The sequence below is a fragment of the Isoptericola sp. NPDC056573 genome, from assembly GCF_042793335.1.
In the GTDB taxonomy this organism is placed as follows: domain Bacteria; phylum Actinomycetota; class Actinomycetes; order Actinomycetales; family Cellulomonadaceae; genus Isoptericola.
The window spans coordinates 294,266-316,420 of record NZ_JBHTUY010000003.1; the positions used below are offsets into that span (position 1 = coordinate 294,266).

The 22,155-nt window shown below is 74.2% G+C and carries 22 protein-coding genes and 3 tRNA genes; 15 read left to right on the forward strand and 10 right to left on the reverse strand.

The features are described from left to right. Positions 1–19: 19 nt before the first annotated feature. Entirely contained in the window at positions 20–661 is a 642-nt protein-coding gene (locus tag ACFQ8E_RS06480) for a Pr6Pr family membrane protein (RefSeq protein WP_430549760.1), read from the reverse strand. Next, positions 658–1,230, reverse strand: a complete 573-nt coding sequence (locus tag ACFQ8E_RS06485; RefSeq protein WP_430549761.1) for an NUDIX hydrolase family protein — start codon at positions 1,228–1,230, stop codon at positions 658–660. The genes ACFQ8E_RS06480 and ACFQ8E_RS06485 overlap by 4 nt, the downstream gene beginning before the upstream one ends. Before the next feature lie 111 nt (positions 1,231–1,341). On the opposite strand from ACFQ8E_RS06485, the gene trxA reads away from it, so the two are divergent. Both trxA and ACFQ8E_RS06495 read left to right on the forward strand, forming a co-directional pair. Next, positions 1,342–1,719 (forward strand): thioredoxin, encoded by a 378-nt coding sequence (gene trxA / locus ACFQ8E_RS06490; protein WP_430549762.1) that lies wholly within the window; start codon positions 1,342–1,344, stop codon positions 1,717–1,719. Between the two features lie 86 nt (positions 1,720–1,805). Next, a tRNA-Leu gene (locus ACFQ8E_RS06495) sits at positions 1,806–1,888 on the forward strand. 20 nt (positions 1,889–1,908) lie between these two features. Here the strand turns inward: ACFQ8E_RS06495 and ACFQ8E_RS06500 are convergent. Continuing rightward, on the reverse strand, positions 1,909–2,409 hold the full coding sequence (locus ACFQ8E_RS06500) for a MarR family winged helix-turn-helix transcriptional regulator (RefSeq protein ID WP_430549763.1): 501 nt from the start codon (positions 2,407–2,409) through the stop codon (positions 1,909–1,911). A 30-nt stretch (positions 2,410–2,439) separates the two neighbouring features. On the opposite strand from ACFQ8E_RS06500, the gene ACFQ8E_RS06505 reads away from it, so the two are divergent. Beyond that, a complete protein-coding gene (locus tag ACFQ8E_RS06505) occupies positions 2,440–3,525 on the forward strand; it encodes a GNAT family N-acetyltransferase (RefSeq protein WP_430549764.1) in 1,086 nt (361 codons plus the stop codon). A gap of 21 nt (positions 3,526–3,546) precedes the next feature. Here the strand turns inward: ACFQ8E_RS06505 and ACFQ8E_RS06510 are convergent, their stop codons facing one another. Beyond that, the gene (locus ACFQ8E_RS06510; protein ID WP_430549765.1) at positions 3,547–4,053 is read right to left on the reverse strand and encodes a peroxiredoxin; all 507 of its coding nucleotides are present in this window, start codon (positions 4,051–4,053) and stop codon (positions 3,547–3,549) included. A 166-nt stretch (positions 4,054–4,219) separates the two neighbouring features. Here ACFQ8E_RS06510 and ACFQ8E_RS06515 point away from each other — a divergent pair, with 166 nt between their 5' ends. The 10 genes from ACFQ8E_RS06515 (at position 4,220) to ACFQ8E_RS06560 (ending at position 14,969) form a co-directional block, all read left to right on the forward strand. Next, a complete protein-coding gene (locus ACFQ8E_RS06515; RefSeq protein ID WP_429762689.1) occupies positions 4,220–4,516 on the forward strand; it encodes a GroES family chaperonin in 297 nt (98 codons plus the stop codon). Positions 4,517–4,558: 42 nt separating this feature from the next. Then, a complete protein-coding gene (locus tag ACFQ8E_RS06520) occupies positions 4,559–5,761 on the forward strand; it encodes an acyl-CoA dehydrogenase family protein (RefSeq protein ID WP_430549766.1) in 1,203 nt (400 codons plus the stop codon). Positions 5,762–5,874: 113 nt separating this feature from the next. Next, a tRNA-Lys gene (locus ACFQ8E_RS06525) sits at positions 5,875–5,950 on the forward strand. A gap of 88 nt (positions 5,951–6,038) precedes the next feature. Beyond that, positions 6,039–6,114, forward strand: a tRNA-Lys gene (locus tag ACFQ8E_RS06530). Positions 6,115–6,316: 202 nt separating this feature from the next. Beyond that, on the forward strand, positions 6,317–10,294 hold the full coding sequence (locus ACFQ8E_RS06535) for a metallophosphoesterase (protein WP_430549767.1): 3,978 nt from the start codon (positions 6,317–6,319) through the stop codon (positions 10,292–10,294). Continuing rightward, the gene (locus tag ACFQ8E_RS06540; RefSeq protein WP_430549768.1) at positions 10,291–11,571 is read left to right on the forward strand and encodes a HupE/UreJ family protein; all 1,281 of its coding nucleotides are present in this window, start codon (positions 10,291–10,293) and stop codon (positions 11,569–11,571) included. The genes ACFQ8E_RS06535 and ACFQ8E_RS06540 overlap by 4 nt, the downstream gene beginning before the upstream one ends. Before the next feature lie 17 nt (positions 11,572–11,588). Further along, positions 11,589–12,005, forward strand: a complete 417-nt coding sequence (locus tag ACFQ8E_RS06545) for a pilus assembly protein CpaE (RefSeq protein ID WP_430549769.1) — start codon at positions 11,589–11,591, stop codon at positions 12,003–12,005. Positions 12,006–12,040: 35 nt separating this feature from the next. Next, positions 12,041–12,820, forward strand: a complete 780-nt coding sequence (gene trmB, locus ACFQ8E_RS06550) for a tRNA (guanosine(46)-N7)-methyltransferase TrmB (RefSeq protein ID WP_430549770.1) — start codon at positions 12,041–12,043, stop codon at positions 12,818–12,820. Between the two features lie 152 nt (positions 12,821–12,972). After that, entirely contained in the window at positions 12,973–13,320 is a 348-nt protein-coding gene (locus tag ACFQ8E_RS06555; protein WP_430549771.1) for a DUF485 domain-containing protein, read from the forward strand. A gap of 5 nt (positions 13,321–13,325) precedes the next feature. Beyond that, the gene (locus ACFQ8E_RS06560) at positions 13,326–14,969 is read left to right on the forward strand and encodes a cation acetate symporter (protein WP_430549941.1); all 1,644 of its coding nucleotides are present in this window, start codon (positions 13,326–13,328) and stop codon (positions 14,967–14,969) included. Positions 14,970–15,034: 65 nt separating this feature from the next. On the opposite strand, the gene ACFQ8E_RS06565 is transcribed toward ACFQ8E_RS06560, so the two are convergent. The 3 genes from ACFQ8E_RS06565 to ACFQ8E_RS06575 all read right to left on the reverse strand — a co-directional run bounded on the left by ACFQ8E_RS06565 (position 15,035) and on the right by ACFQ8E_RS06575 (position 17,582). After that, positions 15,035–16,072 carry a glycine betaine ABC transporter substrate-binding protein gene (locus tag ACFQ8E_RS06565; RefSeq protein WP_430549772.1) on the reverse strand — a complete coding sequence of 346 codons (1,038 nt, stop codon included), beginning with the start codon at positions 16,070–16,072 and terminating at the stop codon, positions 15,035–15,037. A 119-nt stretch (positions 16,073–16,191) separates the two neighbouring features. Further along, positions 16,192–16,905 carry an ABC transporter permease gene (locus ACFQ8E_RS06570; RefSeq protein WP_430549773.1) on the reverse strand — a complete coding sequence of 238 codons (714 nt, stop codon included), beginning with the start codon at positions 16,903–16,905 and terminating at the stop codon, positions 16,192–16,194. Continuing rightward, positions 16,902–17,582 (reverse strand): ABC transporter permease, encoded by a 681-nt coding sequence (locus tag ACFQ8E_RS06575; RefSeq protein ID WP_430549774.1) that lies wholly within the window; start codon positions 17,580–17,582, stop codon positions 16,902–16,904. Before ACFQ8E_RS06575 ends, ACFQ8E_RS06570 begins: the two co-directional genes overlap by 4 nt. A 96-nt stretch (positions 17,583–17,678) precedes the next feature. Here ACFQ8E_RS06575 and ACFQ8E_RS06580 point away from each other — a divergent pair, with 96 nt between their 5' ends. Both ACFQ8E_RS06580 and ACFQ8E_RS06585 read left to right on the forward strand, forming a co-directional pair. Continuing rightward, entirely contained in the window at positions 17,679–18,719 is a 1,041-nt protein-coding gene (locus ACFQ8E_RS06580) for an ABC transporter ATP-binding protein (RefSeq protein WP_430549775.1), read from the forward strand. Between the two features lie 9 nt (positions 18,720–18,728). Then, the gene (locus ACFQ8E_RS06585) at positions 18,729–19,634 is read left to right on the forward strand and encodes a RimK family alpha-L-glutamate ligase (protein WP_430549776.1); all 906 of its coding nucleotides are present in this window, start codon (positions 18,729–18,731) and stop codon (positions 19,632–19,634) included. 21 nt (positions 19,635–19,655) lie between these two features. On the opposite strand, the gene ACFQ8E_RS06590 is transcribed toward ACFQ8E_RS06585, so the two are convergent. From ACFQ8E_RS06590 to ACFQ8E_RS06600, 3 genes are all read right to left on the reverse strand, one after another. Continuing rightward, positions 19,656–20,375: an ankyrin repeat domain-containing protein gene (locus ACFQ8E_RS06590; RefSeq protein WP_430549777.1), complete on the reverse strand. Its 720-nt coding sequence runs from the start codon at positions 20,373–20,375 to the stop codon at positions 19,656–19,658. Continuing rightward, positions 20,372–21,652 (reverse strand): MFS transporter, encoded by a 1,281-nt coding sequence (locus ACFQ8E_RS06595; RefSeq protein WP_430549778.1) that lies wholly within the window; start codon positions 21,650–21,652, stop codon positions 20,372–20,374. The genes ACFQ8E_RS06590 and ACFQ8E_RS06595 overlap by 4 nt, the downstream gene beginning before the upstream one ends. Positions 21,653–21,730: 78 nt before the next feature. Continuing rightward, entirely contained in the window at positions 21,731–22,117 is a 387-nt protein-coding gene (locus tag ACFQ8E_RS06600) for a DUF1801 domain-containing protein (RefSeq protein WP_430549779.1), read from the reverse strand. Between the last annotated feature and the right edge of the window lie 38 nt (positions 22,118–22,155).

Below are 22,155 nucleotides of genomic sequence, written 5' to 3' on the forward strand. Positions count from 1 at the left end.
CCGACGCGGGGCCGGGAACTCATCGCGTGACCGGTGCGGCGGGCAGTCGCCGGTCCGCCCAGAGCGCGGCGAGCGCGAGCAGGAGGAACATCGCGGCGACGAGCCCGGCGTTGACCAGGGCGCGGGCCAGGCCCAGCTCGCCGACGTCGAGGAACGGGTACGGGTACCAGCCGACGACGGCGCCCCGCACGAACGTGTAGGCGATCCACGCGAGCGGCCCGACGACGGACCAGCCCACGGTGCGCGCGTCGACCCGCGGCCGCGGGCCGGCGAGCAGCCACACGACCACCGCGAGCGCGGGAGACGCCAGGTGCAGCAGCACGTTGGACAGCTGGCCCGCCTGCGTGAGGCCCGGCACCGTCCCCGCCAGGACGGTGTTGTAGACGATGCCGGTGACGACGATGCACAGCAGGGCGTCGAGACGGGCGACGCGCAGCAGGCGGCCGTCGCGGGCCGGGTCGAGCGCGAGGAGCACGGACACGACGCCGATGCCGACGTTCGACAGGATCGTGAAGTAGGAGAACAGCCGCACGAGCCGCTCGGCCGTGGTGCCCGCGGCGCCCGGCCCGTCGACCACGGCGATGACGAGCTCCATGAGGACACCGCCGAGAGCGGGGACGGCGACGAGCAGGTGACCGACCGACGCCGCCCGCCGGTTCACGACAGTCGTCCCACCCAGGCCATCGCCTGCTTCACGATCGTGCCCTGGCCGTGGATCATCTCCGCCTGCACGGTGTCGCTGCACGCCTCCTCGGGGGTGAGCCACGCGAGGTCCAGCGCGTCCTGCTGCGGGCGGCAGTCGCCTGTCACCGGGACGACGTAGGCCAGGGACACGGCGTGCTGGCGGGGGTCGTGGTACGGCGTGATGCCGGGGGTGGGGAAGTACTCCGCGACCGTGAACGGCTGGGGCGACGGCGGGACCTGCGGCAGCGCGACCGGGCCGAGGTCCTTCTCGATGTGTCGCAGCAGCGCGTCGCGCACCCGCTCGTGGTAGAGCACGCGACCGGAGACGAGGGCCCGCGTCATCGTGCCGAGCGGGGTGACGCGCAGCAGCAGCCCGACGGCGACCACGTCGCCGGAGTCGTCCACGCGCACGGGCACGGCGTCGACGTAGACGAGCGGGAGCTGTGCCCGCACGGCGGCGAGGTCCTCCGGGCTGAGCCAGCCCGCGGGCTGCGGCTCGTCGCGGTAGAACTCGTCGTCGGGGGGAAACTCGGCCGTGTCCGTCACACGTCGTTTCTACCAGCCCGGACGGCGCGCCAGCGCGCGGGCAGGCCGCGGCGGGAATACTGGGAGCGGCGCCGATGCTGTGCCGAGGAGACCCCCATCGGAAGGACACCCATGGCCACCGTCGAGCTCACCGACGACACGTTCGAGAAGACCGTCACCGACAACGACATCGTGCTGGTCGACTTCTGGGCCGAGTGGTGCGGCCCGTGCAAGCAGTTCGGTCCCGTCTTCGAGGCCTCGTCCGAGGAGAACACGGACGTGGTGCACGCGAAGCTCGACACCGAGGCCCACCAGCGCATCGCCGCCGCCGCGGGCGTGAGCGCCATCCCGACGCTCATGGCGTTCCGCGAGGGCGTGCTCGTCTTCAACCAGGCCGGCGCGCTGCCCGCGCCCGCGCTCAAGCAGGTCGTCGAGGCCGTCAAGGGCCTCGACATGGACGACGTGCGCGCCCAGATCGCCGCCGCGAACAACGGTTCGCCGCAGGCCTGATCGCCGCACCACCCGCAGCACACGCGACGGCCGCCCCGGGATCCCCGGGGCGGCCGTCGTGCGTCGCCTAGACTGACCGGCGCTCGGCCGGAGTGATGGAATTGGCAGACATGCGGCGTTTAGATCGCCGTGCCCTCAGGGCGTGCGGGTTCGACCCCCGTCTCCGGCACCCGGGCCCTCCCGTCGCGGTCAGCCGCCGAGGGGAGCGGCCGTCCCGTGCTCGTCGCCGAGCTTGTCCGCGATCCGCACCAGGTCGCGCAGGTCGTCCGCGTCGAGGCGGTCGGCGAACCGCCGGCGGACGGACTCCAGGTGGGTCGGCGTCGCGTCGCGCAGCGCCTCGCGACCTGTCGCCGTGAGCGAGAGCAGGCAACCCCGGCCGTCCGCGGGGTCGGGCGCCCGGGCGATGAGCCCCCGGCTCTCCATGCGACTCGCGTGCCGCGACAGCCTGCTGCGCGACCAGCCCATCTTCGTGGCCTGCTCGTGCAGCGTGCTGGTGGTTCCCGGTCGCTCGACCAGCGTGCTCAGCACCTCGTAGTCGGGCTCGGAGAGGCCGGTACCGGCGAGATCCCGCGCGGTGTCCGCGCGGACGGAGGTCGTCATCCGCCGGAAGGCCCGCCAGGCACGTTCCTGGTCCTCGTCGAGCCAGGGCGCGGCCGACCCGGGCCGTCGGTCTCGCGAAGTCGTTGACATGTCATCATCCTAGGACCTAGGTTCATTGACATGTCAACGAATTCGGTGCGCGTCATGCTCCTCACCTGCAGCACCCGGCCCACGGCCCTCGGGCCGGCGGTCGCGGAGTGGTTCGGCCGCACCGTCGCGCCGCTCGCGGAGGACCTCGGCGTCGAGCTGGTCCCCGTGTCGCTGGGGGAGCTCGACCTGCCGCTCCTCGACGAGGAGGAGCATCCGTCGTCGGGCGTCTACCGGCATCGGCACACGCGGGAGTGGAGCGCGCTGGTGGACTCGGTGGACGGTGTCGTCGCGGTGACGCCGGAGTACAACTTCGGCATGCCGGCCACGCTCAAGAACGCGCTGGACTACCTCGGCCGGGAGTGGGCCTGGAAGCCGATCGGCTTCGTCAGCTACGGCAACACGTCGGCCGGGACCCGCTCCGTCCAGCACGCCAAGCAGGTCGTGACCACGCTGCGGCTCGTGCCGCTCGGCGCGACCGTCGCGCTCCGGATCGGCGACGCCGTCGTGGACGGCCGGGTCCGGCCCGACGCGCGGTGGGACGGTGCGGCGGCCCGGGTGCTCGGCGAGGTCGCCCGGCTGGCCCAGGCGCTGCGTCCGCTGCGAGAGGCGGCGGACGACGACGCCGTCGAGGGGCCGGTGCCCGGCTCCTACCTCCGGCGCCTCACGCCCGGCGACGCCGCCGAGGTGATGGTGCTCCAGCGCTGCTGCTGGGTCGACGAGGCGCTCGCCAACGACACCCTGGCGCTGGCGCCCCTGCACGAGAGCCTCGACGACGTGCGTGGCTGGCTGACCGAGTGGCGCACGACCGGGCTGTGGCGCGACGGGCGGCTGCTCGGGATGGTCCGCACCCGGCACGACGACGGCACCGTGCACGTGGGCCGCCTCGCCGTCGTCCCCGACCTGCGCGGCGCCGGCGTCGGCCGATGGCTGCTGCGCCGTGCGCAGGTCGACCTCGAGCCGGGGCTCGAGCGGGTGGTGCTCAGCACCGGCGCGCGCAGCGAGCGCAACCTCCGCCTCTACGAGAGCGAGGGGTTCGCGCGCGAGGGCGGGGCCGTGGACGGCGTCGTCCGGCTCGGCAAGCCCGTGCCGTCCCCGGGCGCCGCGCTCGCACGGTGAGGACGCGGCGCCCGGCGGCGCTCAGTCCAGACCGAGGGTCTTGCGCACCCGGGCGACGTGGCCGGTCGCCTTGACGTTGTACTGCGCGACGGCGACCTTCCCGTCGGGGTCGACGACGACGGTGGAGCGGATGACGCCCACGTACGTCTTGCCGTAGTTCTTCTTCTCGCCCCAGGCGCCCCACGCCTCGAGGGCCTCGTGCTCGGTGTCGGCCAGGAGGGGGAACGTCAGGGCGTCGCGCTCGGCGAACTTCGCGAGCTTGTCGACGCCGTCGGGCGAGACGCCGACGACGGCGTACCCGGCGCCCTGCAGCGAGGCGAGGGAGTCGCGGAAGTCGCACGCCTCGGTGGTGCAGCCCGGCGTCATCGCGGCGGGGTAGAAGTACACGACGACGCCCCGGCGGCCGGGCTCGGCGAGCGCGTCGGCGAGCGAGAACGTGCCGGTGGTGTGCCCGGTGCCGGCGGGATCGGGCAGGACGGCGGGCAGCTCGAGGGTGGGGGCGGCGTCGCCGACGGCGAGACGGGTCACGGGTGCTCCTTGGTGTCGAGAACGTGCGGGGCGCGGCGACCGGGTTCGCGAGACGGTCGCGGGCGCGCGCTCGGCGTCGAGCCTAAACGCCGCCGTCGTCTAGCGTGGAGCCGTGACCGACCGCGCACCCCGCTCCACGCCCGACAGCAAGCCGCTGCCCATCCGCATGCTGCACGACCGGCTGCTGGTGCAGCCGGAGGTCGACTCGGCGGAGCGGCAGTCGACGGCGGGCCTCGTGATCCCCGCGACCGCGGCCGGGGCCAAGCGCCTCGCGTGGGCCCAGGTGGTGGCGAAGGGCGAGCACGTGCGGCAGGTCGCCGTGGGCGACCGCGTCCTGTACGACCCGGAGGACCGTGCCGAGGTGGACCTCGGCGGCACCGACTACGTGCTGCTGCGCGAGCGCGACGTGCACGGCGTCACCGAGACCGAGGACGAGGGCGGCGCGACCGGCCTGTACCTCTGACGGCCGCCTGACGACCCTGCCCGCCGTCGCTACGGTGGGCGCATGACCGGCGACGACGCCCGAACCGCGGACCCCCTCGACCTGCTGGCGCTCGACGACGAGCTGAGCCCGACCGAGCGCGAGACCCGAGACCGGGTGCGCGCGCTGGTCGACGAGCACGTCCGCCCCCACGTCGCGCGCTGGTTCGCCGACGGGGTGTTCCCGCTCGACCTGGTGCCCCGCCTCGCGGAGGCCGGGCTGCTCGGCATGCACCTGCACGGGTACGGCTGCGCGGGCCGGTCGGCGGTCGAGTACGGCCTGGCGATGGCGGAGCTCGAGGCGGGCGACTCCGGCATCCGCACCTTCGTGTCGGTGCAGGGCTCGCTCGCGATGACGGCGATCGCGAAGCACGGGTCGCCCGCGCAGCGGGAACGCTGGCTGCCGGGGATGGCGGCGGGCGAGACGATCGGTTGCTTCGCGCTCACCGAGCCCGGGGCCGGCTCCGACCCCGCCTCGATGACGACGACGGCGACGCACGTCGGCGACGCGTGGGTGCTGTCGGGCCGTAAGCGCTGGATCGGGCTGGCGTCGGTGGCGGACGTCGCAGTGGTCTGGGCGCGCGCCGTCGACCCGGACGACGACGCCCGGCCCCGCGTGCGCGGGTTCCTCGTCCCGACGACGACGCCCGGGTTCGCCGCGACGCCGATCGAGCCGAAGCTCTCGCTGCGCGCGTCGGTCCAGTGCGACGTCGTGCTCGACGACGTCCGGCTGCCCGCGGACGCGATCCTGCCGGAGCACCCCGGCCTGGCGGGGCCGTTCGCCTGCCTGGCGGAGGCGCGCTACGGCATCGCGTGGGGCGCGACGGGTGCCGCGCGCGACAGCCTCGGCGCCGCGCTGCGGCACGCGGGGGAGCGGGTCCAGTTCGGCCGCCCTCTGGCGGCGTTCCAGCTCACGCAGGCGAAGCTCGTCGACATGGCCCTGGAGGTGTCGCGGGCGCAGCTCCTCGCGCTGCGGCTCGGGCGGCTGAAGGACGCCGGGCGGCTGGAGCCGCACATGATCTCGGCGGGCAAGCTCGCGAACGTGCGGTCCGCGATCGAGGTCGCCCGGACCGCTCGCACCGTGCTCGGGGGCGACGGCATCACGCTGGAGCACTCGCCGATGCGGCACGCCGCGAACCTCGAGTCGGTCCGCACCTACGAGGGCACCGACGAGGTCCACACCCTGATCCTGGGCCGGCACCTGACCGGCCACCAGGCGTTCCGGTGACGCGCGGGCGACCGGTCGCGGCCCTGCCGTGGCCTGTCGCGGAGGTCACAGCCCTGACCGGCCACGACGGTTTCCCGGCAGCCCCACGCGGCTGGTAATGTTTCTCACCGCCAGCGCCATTAGCTCAATTGGCAGAGCAGCTGACTCTTAATCAGCGGGTTCGGGGTTCGAGTCCCTGATGGCGCACCAGCACGAGGTCCCCGTACCGCGGGGACCTCGTCGCGTGAGGACCTCTCCGGTGCGAGCCTGCGGGCGTCCTCTGGCCATGCACCACCAAGCGCCATTAGCTCAATTGGCAGAGCAGCTGACTCTTAATCAGCGGGTTCGGGGTTCGAGTCCCTGATGGCGCACCACCAAGCCCCGCCCGGCACCGCCGGGCGGGGCTTCGTCGTGCCGGGGGCAGTTGGCGTCCAGTGGTCGTCCAGAGTTCTCCCTGTCGCCTCCGGCACGCACCGGAGAGTTCACCCGCCGCCACCACGCTGTGGTCCCGGGTGAGCCCGGGCTGCCTGGCGGGAGCGCCCTTCCCTCATCGACGACAGGAAGGACGGCACGCTGATGCGGCCGAACCCCTCAGGACGCCTGCGCGCGTCCACCCTCGCCGCCTGCGTGGTGGCGACGGCGCTCGCGGTCCCCGCCGCCGGCGTCGTGCCCGCCGCGGCGGCGGTACCCGCGACCCCCGACCCGGGAGCGCCGACGAGGGCCGACGACCGGTTCCCCGGGTTCCCCGGCTGGCCGGAGAGCAGGCCCGGGTCCTCGGAGCGCGGGACGAAGCCGGGCAAGCCCGCCGAGCCGGGCACCGCGCCCACGCTGACCCCGGCGGACGGCGCCCACCTGGAGGGCACCGTGCGGTTCGCGGCCGACCCGACCACCGCGGGCGACCCGGTCGGCCGGATCACCATCGACGGCGCGGACCTGACCGGCCTCGAGGCGACGACGGGCACGTCCGCCCTGACGTTCGACGTCGGGAGCAACTCCGCCGACGTCGCGTTCGGCAACTACCTCGTGGTCAACGGCCACCGCGTCGAGCAGGACCGCACCTGGGTGTCGGAGCGCGTCTCCGTGCCCGTGCCGAACGAGTGGCTCGTCGAGGGCACCAACACGGTCGAGATCCACGCGGGCGGCCTGGACTCGTCCTGCGGCGTGAACTTCGACGACTTCGTGGTCTCGGAGCTGCAGCTCGAGCTGCTCGGCGAGACCGCCGGTGACGCCGGGAACTCCTTCGGGTACTCGATGGGCGACGGCTCCTGCGGCAGCAACACCTCCTACGTCAAGGAGGCGACGGCGACGTTCGAGGTCGAGGCCGCGCCGGGTGCGACCGCGGGGCTCGCCGCCGACGTCGACACGACGACGCTCGCCAACGGCGCGCACGAGGTGGTCGCGACGACCCGCTCGGGGGCGACCGCCACGCACACGGTGCGCGTGAACAACTCCCCGGTCGGCGCCCCGGCGCTCGCCCCGGAGGACGGGACGCTCACGCGCGGCGTGCAGACCGTCACGGCGTCCGCCCCCGCGGACGGGGAGGGCGGCACCGCGTCGCTGACCGTCGACGGCGCACCCGTCGCGGGGCCCGCCACCCTGGGCGAGGGGGTGTCCGTGTTCGCGTTCGACGTCGGCACGAACGCGATCGAGACCCGCTACCAGAACCACCTGCTCGTCAACGGCACACGGCTCGACCTGCGCGGCGAGGGCGGCCGCGACCTGGTCTCCGAGCGCGTCCAGGTGGGCGTGCCGAACCGGCTGCTGCGCCCCGGCGCGAACACGATCGCGCTGGTCGCGGGCGACGTCTCGGCGTCGTGCGGGGCGAACCTCGACGACTTCGCGGCGTCGAACCTCGCCCTGAGCGTCGCCGACGGCACCGTCACCCCGCCGGCCGACCTGCAGACCACCTACGCCATGGGCGACGGGAGCTGCGGCTCCAGCAGCACGGCGCTGCCGAAGGTCGAGCTGACGTGGACGATCGACGCCCCGGCGGAGATCTCGTTCCCGGCGCTCGGGCACGGTGCGGCCACCGTGTCGTTCGTCGTCGGCTCCAACTCGCTCGACGGGCCGGCGCAGAACCTGCTGCGCATCAACGGCATCGAGCGCCGCATCGACCAGACCATCGTCGGCGGCCGCGGCGAGATCACCTTCCCCAACGAGTGGCTCCTGCCCGGGTGGAACGAGATCGACGTGGTCACGGGCGCCTTCGAGAACGACTGCAACCTCGACGACTTCACCGTCTCGGACGTCGTCCTGACGCCGGCGGACGGCACGGCGCGGCAGCAGAACGCGGCGGCGTCGTACGGGCTCGGCGACGGCACCTGCGGCTCGAACCTCAACTCCTTCCGCCAGGTCGACCTGCACTTCCTGGTGGACGCCCCGGCGCGCGGCCTGCGCGCGGACGTGGACACCGCGGACCTGACGGACGGGGAGCACGAGCTCGCGGCGGCGTCCACCACGGGCGAGACCGCCACGCGCGTCCTGGAGACGGACAACTCCGCGCCGCGCGTCGCGTCCTCGGTCCCGGCCGACGGCGCACGGATCACGTCCGCCGTGCCGCTCGCGGTGGGGCTCGACGACGCGCACGGGGTGGTCGGGGACGCGCAGGTCACGCTCGACGGCGAGGCCGTCGCGCTCGGTGCCCCGGTCGGCCCGGGGCTGCCCGCGGGTGAGCACATCCTCGAGGTGGCGGTCGCGGACTCGCTGGGCAACGCGGCGACGCGGGAGATCACCTTCACCAGCGCCGGCGTGCCCGACGTGCCGACCGACCTCGCCCCCGCCCGCGGGACGACGGACGTCGACTCGCCGGTGACGCTGTCGGCCCGCCTCGCCGGCCCGGACGACGGCACCGTCACGGCGACGTTCGCGCAGGCGGACGTGCTGCTGCCCGGTGAGGTCCGGCAGGGCACGGCCGACGCCGTCCCGACGGAGCTCGACCCCCGCGGCGCGAAGAAGGTCTCGGCGAAGGGCCTGGCCGCGGGCGACGGGAAGACCCTCGCCTCCCCGCAGGCCGACGCCGTCGCCTACCAGCGCTTCGACGTCCGGGTGAAGTCCCGCGAGGAGCGCCCGGTGGTGCGCTGGAGCGGCACCGCCGACCCGGCGCGCGAGGTCTCGCTGCTGGTGTGGGACACGAAGGCGAAGGCCTGGGACGCGCTCGCGGCGTCGCGCGGCTCCGCCGACGGCGACACCGTGCTGGTGGCGCCGGCCGGGCCGGAGCACCGCGACCGCGGCGTCGTGCACGTCATGGTGACGGCCACGGACCCGTTCGCGGACGACCTCGACGCCGGGGCCGAGGGCTTCGCCGACCCGGCGGACTACGACTTCTCCATCGCGCACCTGACGGACACGCAGTACCTGTCCGAGGGCGCGGTGGAGCAGGAGACCGCCGAGGAGCGGGAGATCTGGGAGTCCGCGTACGCGGGGGTGACCGGGTGGATCGCCGAGAACGCCGACGAGCGCAAGATCTCGTTCGTCTCGCACACCGGTGACCTCATCGAGAACAACATCCGCGAGCCGCAGGACGACGCCATGCGTGACCAGGTCACGGGCGAGTTCGAGGTCTCGTCCCGTCAGCAGGCGACGATCGACGGCATCCCCAACTCCGCCGTCGCGGGCAACCACGACAACTGGTCCGGGGCGGACGGCGGCGCAGACCTGTACAACCGGTACTTCGGCCCCGACCGGTACGAGGCCGCGGCCGCGTCCTGGGAGAACGCCGAGTACCGCTCCTGGCGCGAGGGCGACAACTCCAACCACTACGTCCTGTTCTCCGCGGGCGGGCTGGACTTCGTCGCCGTCGGCATGGGGTACGGCGTCACCCGCGAGGAGGCCGAGTGGGCCGACGGGGTCTTCGAGCGGTACTCCGACCGCAACGGCATCCTCATGACCCACGCGTACCTCGCCGCCAGCACGCAGAAGGACGGCCGGAACGCGGGCTTCGCCGCCCCGGACGGCTCGCCGCTGTACAAGTACGTGGTCGAGCCGAACGACAACGTGTTCCTCGTGCTCGCCGGGCACGTGCACGGCGTCACGACCAACGTCAAGCCGAAGGTCGGCGAGATCGCGGACGGCGTCGTGGAGCTCCTCGCGGACTACCAGGCGTTCACCGTGCCGGCGCAGCGGGTGGGCCTCGGCTCGATCGGGGGCTACGACCCGTCCGAGCGGCTGCGGTTCGGCGCCTCGTACTTCCGGCTCCTGCAGTTCGACGTCGACCGGGCCGAGATGAGCGTCGACACCTACTCGCCCCTCCTCGACGACTTCGGGGCCGACGAGTGGGACCCGGACGCCCGCTACGACTCGACGGCCGACAACGCCGTGCTCCCGGTGGACCTCACCACCCGCACGACGTCGCTGGCCACGGACTCGCTGGCCGTCTACGTGCCGACCCGGGTGATCGGGACGAAGGCCGTGACCTCGGGGGACGTCGCGTCCGTCCGCTGGGACCGGCTGAAGCGGGACACGCAGTACGCGTGGATCGTCACGGCCACCACGCGCGGCGGCGGCGTCACCGCCGCCGAGCCGGCCTTCTTCACCACCCGGGGCGGCAAGCGGTGACGTCCACCACCCCGGCCAGGACGGCGTCGCGTCGCGGCGCCGTCCTGGCGGCCCTCGGGCTCACCGTGGTCGGCACGGCCGTCGGCACGGTGGTCGGCATGGTCGGCATGGTCGGCACGGCCGGTCCGGCCGCGGCGCACGACGCCACGACCGACGCCTACGCGCGGGTCACGGCGGGCGCCGCCGCCGACGTGCACGTCGAGCTCGACCTCGAGTACGACCTGCTCATGAAGTCCGCGTGGCTCACGGCCGAGGCGTACGACGCCCGCGGCGAGGCCGCGCAGGAGGCCCAGCTCGCCGAGCACGCCGACGAGGTCGCCGCCTACGTCACCGAGCGCTTCCAGGTGGCGGCGGGCGACGACCTCTGCACCCCGGCGCTCGCGGCGGACCCCACGGTCGTCGACCGGGGCGGGAAGGCCTTCGCCACGGTCGCGCTCGACTACGCGTGCCCCACCCGGGACGAGGAGGGGACAGGGACGCACGCGCTGTTCAGCGCCCTGTTCCCGGACACCGAGTCGTTCGTGCACACCACCGAGACGATGGTGACCTACGACCTCGACGGCGAGGAGGGCTCTGCGGTGCTCACGCCGTCCGACCCGACCGTCACGACGGGCGGGCAGGGCACGTGGCACCGGCTGGGGGAGTTCTTCGTGCTGGGCGCGGAGCACCTGCTGCTCGGCCCCGACCACCTGCTCTTCCTGCTGGCCCTCATCGTCGGTTCCCGGCGCCTGCGCGACGTCGTCCTGGTGGCGACGTCGTTCACCGTGGCGCACTCCGTGACGTTCCTCCTCGCGGCGACCGGTGCCGTGAGCGCGCCCGGGGCGGTGGTCGAGCCGGTCATCGCGCTCTCGATCGCCGCCGTGGCCGCGGGGCACCTCTGGGCCGTGCGGCCGGGCGCGCCGCCGCGGCTCGGCGCGCTGGTCGACGTCGCGACCGAGCCACGTCACCAGGTCCGGCGGCGCTGGCACGACCTGTCGCGGTCCGACGTCACCCGGCTCGCCGTCGTGTTCGCCTTCGGCCTCGTGCACGGGCTGGGGTTCGCCGGGGCCCTGGGGCTCGACGAGCCCTGGTCGTGGGGGCTGCTCGGGTCGCTGCTGGTCTTCAACGTGGGGATCGAGGCCGTGCAGCTCGGCATCATCGCCGCGCTCTTCCCGCTGCTCGTGCTGCTGCGACGGCGCGCGCCCCGCGCCGCGCGGTGGGCGACCGGCGTCGCGGCGGCCGGGGTCGCCGTCGTCGGGCTCGTCTGGTTCGTGCAGCGGGTGCTCGGGCTCGGGTGAGGGTCCAGGATGGGGCGATGATCTCCACCGAGCTCGCGGCCCGGCTGCGCGACGCCGGGCTGGTGTGGCGGCCCGCCGACGGCGACCGGTTCCGCATCGACGCCGCCGACCTGTCCGCCGACGTCTTCACCGTCAGCACGATGACGATCGAGGCGCACGACTACCCGACCGGCACCATCCTCGGGTTCAACGGCACCACCGAGTGGGCGCTCGACTCCGTGGCCATCGAGGACGCGCTGTGGCTGCCGCGCGAGGACCAGCTGCGCGAGCTGCTGCGCTCCACCTTCCGCGGGCTGACCCGCACGGGCGAGGGGGAGGCGGAGGGCTACGAGGTCGAGGTGGAGCTGCTCGGCGAGCCGCGGACCTTCACGGCCACGGATCCCGCCGAGGCGTACGGCGCGGCGTTGCTCGCCCTCGTGGAGCTCAGCGTCTGAGCTCCGGTGCCCGGCCGCCCGCTTACCCTGGGGGCGTGCCCGATCCCGTGACGTCCGAGCCCGTCGACCCGCGCTACCGCCGCCAGCCCGTGAGCTTCGTGCGCCGCAGCGCGCGTCTCACGACCGCGCAGGGCAAGGCGTGGGACACCCGCCGAGACCGGTACCTCGTCGACGTGCCGCGCGGCGCCGCGGTGACCTCGGTCGACCCGTCCTGGACGTTCGACCCGGTGCAGGTCTTCGGTCGCACCGCCCCGCTGGTGGTGGAGATCGGGTCGGGCCAGGGCGAGGCGATCGTCGCCGCCGCGGCCGCGCACCCCGAGCGCGACCACCTGGCCGTCGAGGTGTACACGCCCGGCCTGGCGCAGACCATCGTGCGCGCGGGCCACGCCGGCGCCGACCCGGGCCGGGACGGCGGCGCGCCGGGCAACGAGCTCGACAACCTGCGCCTGGTCCAGGCGGACGCCGCGGAGCTGCTGGCCACGGCGCTGCCGGAGGCGTCGGTCGACGAGCTGTGGGTCTTCTTCCCGGACCCGTGGCACAAGTCCCGTCACCAGAAGCGGCGGCTCGTCACGCCGGCGTTCGCCGAGGTCGTCGCCCGCGTGCTGCGGCCCGGTGGCGTGTGGCGGCTCGCCACCGACTGGTCGCACTACGCCGACCAGATGCGCGAGGTGCTCGAGGCCTCCGACGACTTCCGCAACGCCCACGGCCCGGGGGAGCGCGCGCCGCGGTTCGAGGGGCGCGTGCTCACGAGCTTCGAGAAGAAGGGCTCCGCCGCGGGCCGGGGCGCGACCGACCTGGAGTACGTGCGCCGCTGAGCCCTGCGCCGGGACGGACGCGCCCCCGACCTGGGGACGCGCCCGCGAAGTGACTTGCGCCACACGGCCCGGCTCTAGCAAGGTGTGCCACGCGAATCGTTATCGAGCGGGGCAGCGTGGCCCCGTCGGACGCCTGAGCCAACGGAGGCATCATGAGCGACCTGTCCACCGCGGAGCCACCACCGGGAGAGACCGAGTACCAACGGGTGCAGCGGTCGGACGAGTTCCAGGGGCTGCGACGCGCCTTCCGGAACTTCGTGTTCCCGATGACGGCGCTGTTCCTCGTCTGGTACTTCGTCTACGTCCTGCTCGCCAACTACGCCCACGACTTCATGAGCATCCGGCTGGGCGACAGCAACATCACGGTGGGGCTGCTGTTCGGCCTCGGCCAGTTCGTCTCCACGTTCGTGATCACCATGCTCTACGCCCGCTGGGCGAACAAGAGGTTCGACGCGCGGGCCGACGCGCTGCGCCGTGAGATCGAGGAGGGCGAGCTGTGAGCGGCATCCTGACCGAGTCCCTCGCGGGGACCCCCGTCGTCTCCGCCGCCGAGGCCACGGACATCGGCAACCCCTGGGTGAACATCGGCATCTTCGGGGCGTTCGTCCTGGTCACCCTGGTGATCGTGTTCCGGGCGTCCCGGCAGAACAAGTCCGCCGCCGACTTCTACGCCGGCGGCCGCAACTTCACCGGCCCGCAGAACGGGACCGCCATCGCGGGCGACTACCTGTCGGCGGCGTCCTTCCTCGGCATCTGCGGCGCCATCGCGCTCAACGGGTACGACGGCTTCCTCTACTCGATCGGGTTCCTCGTCGCGTGGCTGGTGGCGCTCCTGCTGGTGGCGGAGCTGCTGCGCAACACCGGCAAGTTCACGATGGCGGACGTGCTGTCGTTCCGGCTGCGCCAGCGGCCGGTGCGGATGGCGGCCGCCCTCGCGACGCTGCTCGTGGTCTTCTTCTACCTGCTCGCCCAGATGGCCGGCGCCGGCGGCCTCGTGGCCCTGCTGCTCGGCGTCGACAGCCGCGCCGGTCAGAGCCTCGTCATCGCCGTGGTCGGTGCGCTGATGATCCTCTACGTGCTGGTGGGCGGGATGAAGGGCACCACCTGGGTGCAGATCATCAAGGCCGTGCTCCTCATCGCGGGCGCCGCCATCATGAGCGTCTGGGTGCTGGCCAAGTTCGGGTTCGACCTCTCGAGCCTGCTCGGCGGCGCGGTCGACGCGGCGGGCGAGGGCGGCGAGGCGCTGCTCGAGCCCGGCAAGCAGTACGGCGTGGACGGCACGTCCAAGCTGAGCTTCCTGTCGCTCGCGCTCGCCCTGGTGCTCGGCACGGCGGGCCTGCCGCACGTGCTCATGCGCTTCTACACCGTGCCGACGGCCAAGGAGGCGCGGCGCTCGGTGGTCTGGGCGATCTGGCTGATCGGCATCTTCTACCTGTTCACCCTGGTGCTCGGCTACGGCGCGGGCGCGCTGGTGGGGCCGGAGGCGATCAACAACGCCCCCGGCGGCGTGAACTCGGCGGCTCCGCTGCTCGCCTTCGCCCTGGGCGGGGAGATCCTGCTCGGGCTCATCTCCGCGGTCGCCTTCGCGACCATCCTGGCCGTGGTGGCCGGGCTGACGATCACCGCGGCGGCGAGCTTCTCGCACGACATCTACGCCAACGTCATCAAGAAGGGGAAGGTCAACCCCGACTCCGAGGTGCGGATCGCGCGTTGGACCGTCGTCGTGATCGGCGTCATCGCCATCGTGGGCGGGATCTTCGCCCAGAACCAGAACGTCGCGTTCCTCGTGGCCCTCGCGTTCGCGGTGGCGGCGTCGGCCAACCTGCCGACGATCGTGTTCTCGCTGTTCTGGAAGCGGTTCAACACCTCGGGCGCGCTGTGGAGCATCTACGGCGGGCTGGTCTCGTGCATCGTGCTGATCGTCCTGTCGCCCACGGTGTCCGGCAACGAGAAGGCGATGTTCCCGTCGGCGGACTTCGACGTCTTCCCGCTGACGAACCCGGGTCTCGTGTCCATCCCGCTGGGCTTCCTGCTCGGGATCGTCGGCACCTTCCTGTCGAAGGAGAAGCCGCACCCGGAGAAGTTCGCCGAGATGGAGGTCCGCTCCCTCACCGGCGCCGGCGCCGAGAAGGCCGTGGCCAAGCACTGACGGCACCCCCGGCACGACGAAGGGCCCCGAGCTCGCTCGGGGCCCTTCGTCCGTCCGGGAGCGGGTCAGCCCGCCGACGTCGAGAGCGAGCCGTCGGAGCTGAACACCAGGCCCAGGGTGATCTCACCCTTCTGCAGCGCCGCCTTGGTGAGCGGGCCGCCCGCGTCCAGCGAGCGGAACTCGGAGAACGTCAGGCCGTACGTCTCCTCGAGGCCCGGCTGGCAGAACGGCCGCTCCGTGCACTCCGGGCCGGCGCCGAGCACCAGCCCGCCGCACGCCTCGGCGAGGTCGGTGAGGGTGGTGAGCGAGTGCTCGTCGGCGAACGCCTGCGTCACGGCGAACGCGTTCTGGTCCTGCGCGGGGGACGGGGCGCCGAACGTCAGGCCCGCCGCGTCGCCGAGCTCGGTGAGCGCGGCCACGGTCGCGTCGAGGTCGCCGCTCGCCACCGGCTCGGCGTCGGCCCCGTTGGCGTCCTTGTTGAGGAACTCCGTGAGGGTGCCGACGTACTCCGGCACCATCTGCACCTGCTTGCCCTCGAGCAGGGCCGGCAGGTACGTCTCGCGGTTGCCGATCGTGGTGACGGTCGCGTCGTAGCCCGCGCTCTTGAGCACGTCGGCGTACACGTTGCCGAGCGTGGCGCTCTCGGCGAAGTCCGCGGCGCCGATCGCGACCGTGACGCCCTCGCCCTGCGACGCGTCGTCGGCGGCGAGCCCGGCGTCCTCGACGAACTTCGCGGCGACGTCCTCCGACGTCTGGCGCTCGATGTCGACCGCCTTGTTGAGGCCGATGAGGGTGTCGGTGTCGAGCGCGGCCGACACGGTGTCGAGCAGCGGGATCAGGTCGGGCGCCTGGGACGCGAGGTCGGCGTTGACGGCCGGGATGATGTTGTCGACCGTCTGCAGCTTCTTGTCGTCCTCGAGCACCACGAGCGCGTCGCCCGGGACGGCCTCGCAGGTCGCCGCGGCGGCCGAGGCGGTGGACGTGGATCCGCCGCCACCGGCCGAGCCGGGGTCGCCGCAGGCGGCGAGCAGCCCGGTGGCGCCGACGACGGCGGCCAGGGCGGCCGTCGTGCGGCGCAGGGGGGTCGTGCGATGGAGGGTCATCGTGCTCTCCGTCCGTGGGAGGGGGACCGGCGTGGGTGGTGCGGGTGGAGATGAGGGGGAACCGCCCCATTCGACCGCGGGGGTCCGGTGGTGGCAACCGGTTTGTGGCGGATCGAGGGTCACCGCCGGGCGGCGGCGCGCAGGGGTGCGGGGGTGACGAGGCGTTGCACGACGGCGAACACGCCGTCGAGCACCAGGGCCAGGGCCGCGACGAGGACGCCGCCGGCGAGGACCTGGCCGTAGCGCTGGGTGCCCATCCCGAGCGCGATGATCTGCCCGAGGCCGCCGCCTCCGGCGAGCGCGGCGAGGGGCACGGTGGCGCTGACCTGCACGACGGCGGTGCGCACCCCCGCGGCCACCAGGGCCGTGGCGAGCGGCAGCTCGACCCGGGTGAGCACCTGCCTGCCGGGCATGCCGAGGCCGACCGCGGCGTCCCGCGCCGACGGGTCCGCGCCGCGCACGCCCTCGTACGTGTTGACGAGCAGCACCGGGACGGCGAAGAGCGCCGCCGCGACGACGGTGGCGCCGTCGCCGAACAGGCCCGCCGTGGCGAGCAGCAGGATGATGCCGAGCGTCGGGACGGCGCGGCTGGCGTTGGTGAGCCACACGGTGACGCCGCCGCCCCGGCGGCCGTGGCCCAGCCACGCGCCCACCGGCAGCGCCACGACCGCCGCGACGAGCACGGCCGCCCCGGTGAGGGCCAGGTGCTCGCGGCCGAGCTCGAGGATGCCGCCCGGCCCCGTCCAGCTCAGGGGGTCGTTGAGGTAGGCGATCGCCTCGCCGACGACGCCGGTGCCCTCGGCAGCGGCGACGGGTGCTGCCGCGACGCTCATGCGGACCCCCCACGCAGCCAGGGGGTGAGCGCGCGTCCGGCGGCCCACAGCACGAGGTCGAGGACGAGGGCGAGCAGCACGCAGGCGAGGGTCGCCGTGAGGATCTCCGCCCGGTAGAAGTTGTTGCGGAAGCCCTGGAACATCAGCTGTCCCAGGCCGCCGTAGCCCACCACGACCCCGACCGTGACGAGGGCGACGGTCGTGACGGTCGCGAGCCGGAGCCCGGCGACGATGCTGGGCAGCGCGTTCGGCAGCCGCACCCGGGCCAGCACCTGCAGCGGGCCGTGCCCCACGCCGCGGGCGGCGTCCACGGCGGCCGGGTCCACGCCGTCGAGCCCGGTGACCGTGTTGCGCAGGATGACGAGCAGCGCGTACAGCACGAGGCCGAGCAGCACGGGCTGGCGGCCGATGCCCATGATCGGCGCGAGGATCGCGAAGAGCGCGAGCGACGGCACCGTGTAGAGGATCGCGGCCGTGCCGAGCAGGGGCCCGGCGAGCCAGCGCACCCGCGAGGCCAGCAGCCCCAGGGGGATCGCGACGAGCGCGGCGATGGCGACCGCCTCGATCGTCAGCAGCGCGTGCTCGGTGGTGCGCGCCCACAGCACGTCGGCGTTGTCGGTCACGTACGACCAGGAGAACCACGGGTTGTCCGCGGCGGTGGCGACGGCGGTGACCATGGGCTCGACCGTAGCCGCAGCCCCCGACGCGGGCCCGGGCGGCGCACCGGCGTGCCGCGGGCCGGCGTGTGGGACCGCCTCGATAGCCTCGCAACCATGCCGACCCCCGCCCCCGCCCGGCTGTCCGCCGGCATCGAGCTCGACGCCGTCCGCAAGGCCTACCCGGACGGGACGGTCGCGGTCGACGGCCTGAGCCTCACCGTGGAGCCCGGGGAGGTGCTGGCCCTGGTGGGCCCCTCCGGCTGCGGCAAGTCCACCACGCTGCGGATGATCAACCGCCTCGTGGAGCTCACGTCGGGCCGTGTCCTCGTGGACGGCGAGGACGTCACGCAGATGGACCCCGTGGCGCTGCGCCGCCGCACGGGCTACGTCATCCAGGACGTCGGGCTGCTGCCGCACCGCACGGTCGCCGCGAACGTCGGGACCGTGCCCCGGCTGCTCGGCTGGGACCGGCAGCGGGTGCGCGACCGGGTCGACGAGGTGCTCGACCTCGTCGGCCTCCCCGCGGCGCAGTACGGCCGTCGCTACCCCCACCAGCTCTCGGGCGGGGAGCGCCAGCGCGTCGGCGTCGCCCGCGCCCTGGCCACCGACCCGCCCGTGCTCCTCATGGACGAGCCGTTCGGCGCCGTCGACCCCGAGCGGCGCCGGGACCTGCAGAACCAGGTGTCGCGCATCCTCGCGGAGGTCGGCTCCACGGTGGTGCTGGTGACGCACGACGTCGACGAGGCGGTGCGCCTGGGCGACCGGGTGGCGGTGCTCTCCCGCGGCGGCCACCTGGAGCAGGTCGCCTCGCCGCTCACCGTCCTCGCGCACCCCGCGACCGACCGCGTGCGGGACTTCGTCGGCGCCGGCGCGCACCAGCGGATGCTCGCGCTCGCGGCCGTGGAGCGGGCGGACCTGGAGGACGCGTCCCTGGTCGTGCAGCCCGCGCCGCCGGCCGTGCCCCTGGGCGCCAGCCTCGCCGAGGCCTTCGAGGCCGTGGCCGCGCTGCCGACGTCGTCCCAGGGGCGGGTTCCGGTGGTCGACGACGACGGCGCCGTCGTCGGGTCGCTCACCGCGGCCGGCATCCTCGGCGGCCTGCGCCGCGCCGCGGACGCCGCCGCCCCCGCAGCGGGCGCAGCGGCCGCCGCCGACTAGGCTCGGCGCGTGACCACGACGCGCATCGGCCTCGCCACCTGCTCCGCCCTGCCCCGCCTCGACAGCGACGACCGCCCGCTGCTCGCGGCGCTCACCGAGCGCGGCGTGGTGGCCGAGGCCGTCGTGTGGGACGACCCCGACGTCGACTGGTCGGTGTACGACCTCGTCGTCGTGCGCTCCACCTGGGACTACTCGCCCCGGCGCGACGAGTTCCTCGCCTGGGCGCGCCGCGTGCCGCGCCTGGAGAACTCGGCCGCCGTGCTGGCCTGGAACACCGACAAGGGCTACCTGCGCACCCTCGAGGAGGCGGGCGTGCCCGTCATCCCCACGATCTGGCTCGACCCCGACCGGCACCTGTCGAAGCGCGCGGTGCACACGCGGATGCCCGCCTTCGGCGACTTCGTCGTGAAGCCGGTGGTCAGCGCCGGCGCCCAGGACGCGGGCCGCTACCAGCCGGTGTCGGCGCAGTCGCGGGCGCTGGCGATCAAGCACGCGGTGGACCTGCTCGACCAGGGGCGCGCGGTGATGATCCAGCCGTACGTGACGTCGGTGGACACCACGGGCGAGACCGGGCTCGTCTTCGTGGACGGCGAGCTGCGGCACGCGGTGCGCAAGCACGCGCTGCTCACCGGTCCGGCCGAGGCCAGCGAGGCGCTCTACGCCGCCGAGCGGATGGAGCCCGCGACCGCCACGCCCGAGCAGGTCGACGTCGCGGAGAAGGCGCTCGCCGTCGCGCGGGAGCAGGTCGGCGGCGAGCAGCCGTTCCTCTACGCCCGCGTGGACCTCGTGACCGGAGACGACGGCACGCCGATGGTCATCGAGCTCGAGCTCACCGAGCCGTCGCTGTGGATGCAGCACGCCGGCACGGCCGCCACCCTCGACGCGTTCGCGGACGCGATCGTCGCGCGGGCCTGAGCCCGTGCCCCGGGCGGGGCGTCAGCGCCCGCGGTCGAGCTCGGCGACGATCGCGTCGTAGCCGCGGGAGGCCGCCAGGTCGCGGGGGAGCACGCCCTGCCCGTCGCGGACCGTGGGGTCGGCGCCCGCGTCGAGCAGGAGGCGCACCACCTCGACCTGGTCGGCCGACCCGTCGCCGAGGACGATCGCCTCGTGCAGCGCCGTCCACGACAGGTCGTTGACGTGGTCCACCGGCACGCCGGCGTCCAGCAGGATGCGGACCGTCGACACGTGCCCGTGCTCGCTCGCGGGGATGAGCGCGGTGCCGCCGAACCGGTTGGTGCTCGTCACGTCGGCGCCGTGCTCGAGGGTGAGCCGCAGGATGTCGTCCAGGCCCTCCGCGCCCGCGTAGAGGAACGCCGAGTCCTGGAGGCGGTCCTGCGCGTCGGGGTCGGCGCCGGCCTCCAGCAGCAGGCGGGCGAGCCCGGCGGAGCCCTGCCGCGTGGCGGCGAGGAGCGGGGTGCGCCCGTCGGCGTCGCGGGCGTCGACGGCGGCGCCCTCGTGCAGCGCCGTGGCGACGGCGGCGGCGTCGTCGTCCGCGACGGCGCGGTGCAGGGCGGCGCCGGTCGGGGCCCCGGGGGTCGAGGACACGCGGGCCTCCTGGTCGGACGGGTCGGACGGGTCGGGTTCGGGCGTCGTGCAGCCGCCCGGCGCGGCCGCGAGGGAGACGCCGAGCACCGCGGCGGCCGCGAGGCGCCTCACGCGCCCGCCTCGGCGTCGTCGGTGCGGCCGATCCGCAGCAGGGCGGGGACGGCGAGCATGAGGACGACCAGGCACGCGACCAGCGCGAGGCTGGCGCCGAGCGCGGTGTGCGGCACCCCGACCCGCTCGGCGACGGCACCGATCGCGAGCGTCGCGGCGGGCATGACGCCGATCACGAGCTCCTGCAGGCCGAGCGCGCGACCGTGCACGGCGGGCTCGGTGACCATGAGCAGCAGCGTGGTCTGCAGCACGCCGAACGCCGCGCTGGCCAGCCCGATGACGGCCATGAGGACGAACGCGGGGGCGGGAGACGTGGCCAGCGAGAAGGCGGCCCAGGCCAGCCCCCACACGGTCGTGCCGAGCACGAACAGCGCGCCCTTGAACCGGAAGTCGCCGAGCGCCGCGATGACCAGCGAGCCCACGAGGCCTCCCACGCCTGCGCACGTCAGCAGCGCGCCCAGGCCCGCGGCGTCGAGCCCGAACGACTCGGCCGCGAAGACGGGCATGAACGACTGGAACACGGGCCACAGGAAGATGTTCGCGGCCAGGGTGACCAGCAGGACGGCGACGGCGAGGCGGTTCCCGGCGACGGCGCGGAAGCCGCCCGCGACCATGGCGAGCACCGACGTCGAGGCGTGGCCGCCCGGGCCGGTGCGGGTGCGCAGGCGTCGCAGCGGCAGCATGAGCAGCAGCGACGCCACGTACCAGGCGGTGGAGACCCACAGGGCCGCGGGCGCGCCGATCGCCGCGATCATGGCGCCGCCCAGCGCGGGCCCGATCACCTGCGTCATGTTCATCGCCATCGAGTTCAGCGCGTTCGCGTTCGAGAGGTTCTCGCGGCCCACGAGGTCGAGGACCAGCGACATCCGGGCCGGCTGGGAGGGGGACTGGGCGATGCCGATGGCGAAGCCGCCCGCGACGAGCGCCCAGTACGGCAGCAGGTCGGCGGTCGCGAGGGCGGCGACCACGGCCACGGCGCCGGTGGCCCAGGTGCAGGCGACGAGCAGGAGGCGGACGCGGTCGTAGCGGTCGGCGAGCGCCCCCGCGACCGGTCCGAGCAGCATGGGCGCCAGCCGAGCCGCCGTGTAGACGGCGACGAGGAGCTCGGACCCGGTGAGCTCGTAGGCGAGCCACCCGAGCACCAGCGTCTGCGTCCAGACGCCGCCGAAGAAGAACAGGTTCGAGGCCCACAGGAGCTGGAAGGGGCGGTTGCCCCGGAGGGAGGAGAACGCGCCGGAGGGTCCGCTCGGTCGGGCGGGAACGGACTGTCGTGCCACGGCGGCGGGGTCTCCTTCGGGTCGGGGGACCGCGTCCCGCGGCCGGGACGATGGTATACCAGGGCGCCGGGGTCGAGATCAGGGGCGCGGGGTGCGCCGCGCCGCGGCGAGCAGGAGCTCGCGGACGCCCGGCCGGTCGACGTCCTCCTCGGTGCGGAACGTGACGTGTCGCGCCCGCCTGCCGGTGCCCTCCAGGAGCCCGTGCGGGTCGTCGTCCGCCAGCTCGGCACCGCGCGCGAGCAGGAGGTTCACGTGCGCGCGGTACGGCGCCACCGCCGCGATCAGCCCCACGTACGTGCCGGGCCGGTAGGTGTACCCGAGGAGGCGGGCCGACGGGTCCGGTTCCTCGACGGCGTCGGGCAGCGCCTCCGCCACGAGGGAGCGCAGCCGTGCGGTGACGGCGAGCACCGGGGGAGCGAGGCCCTCCAGCACCGCGGCCACGTCGTCCCGCCGGTCGTCGCCCATGGTGACGACGCTAGCGGCGCCGCTCGCTCCGTGCCGGA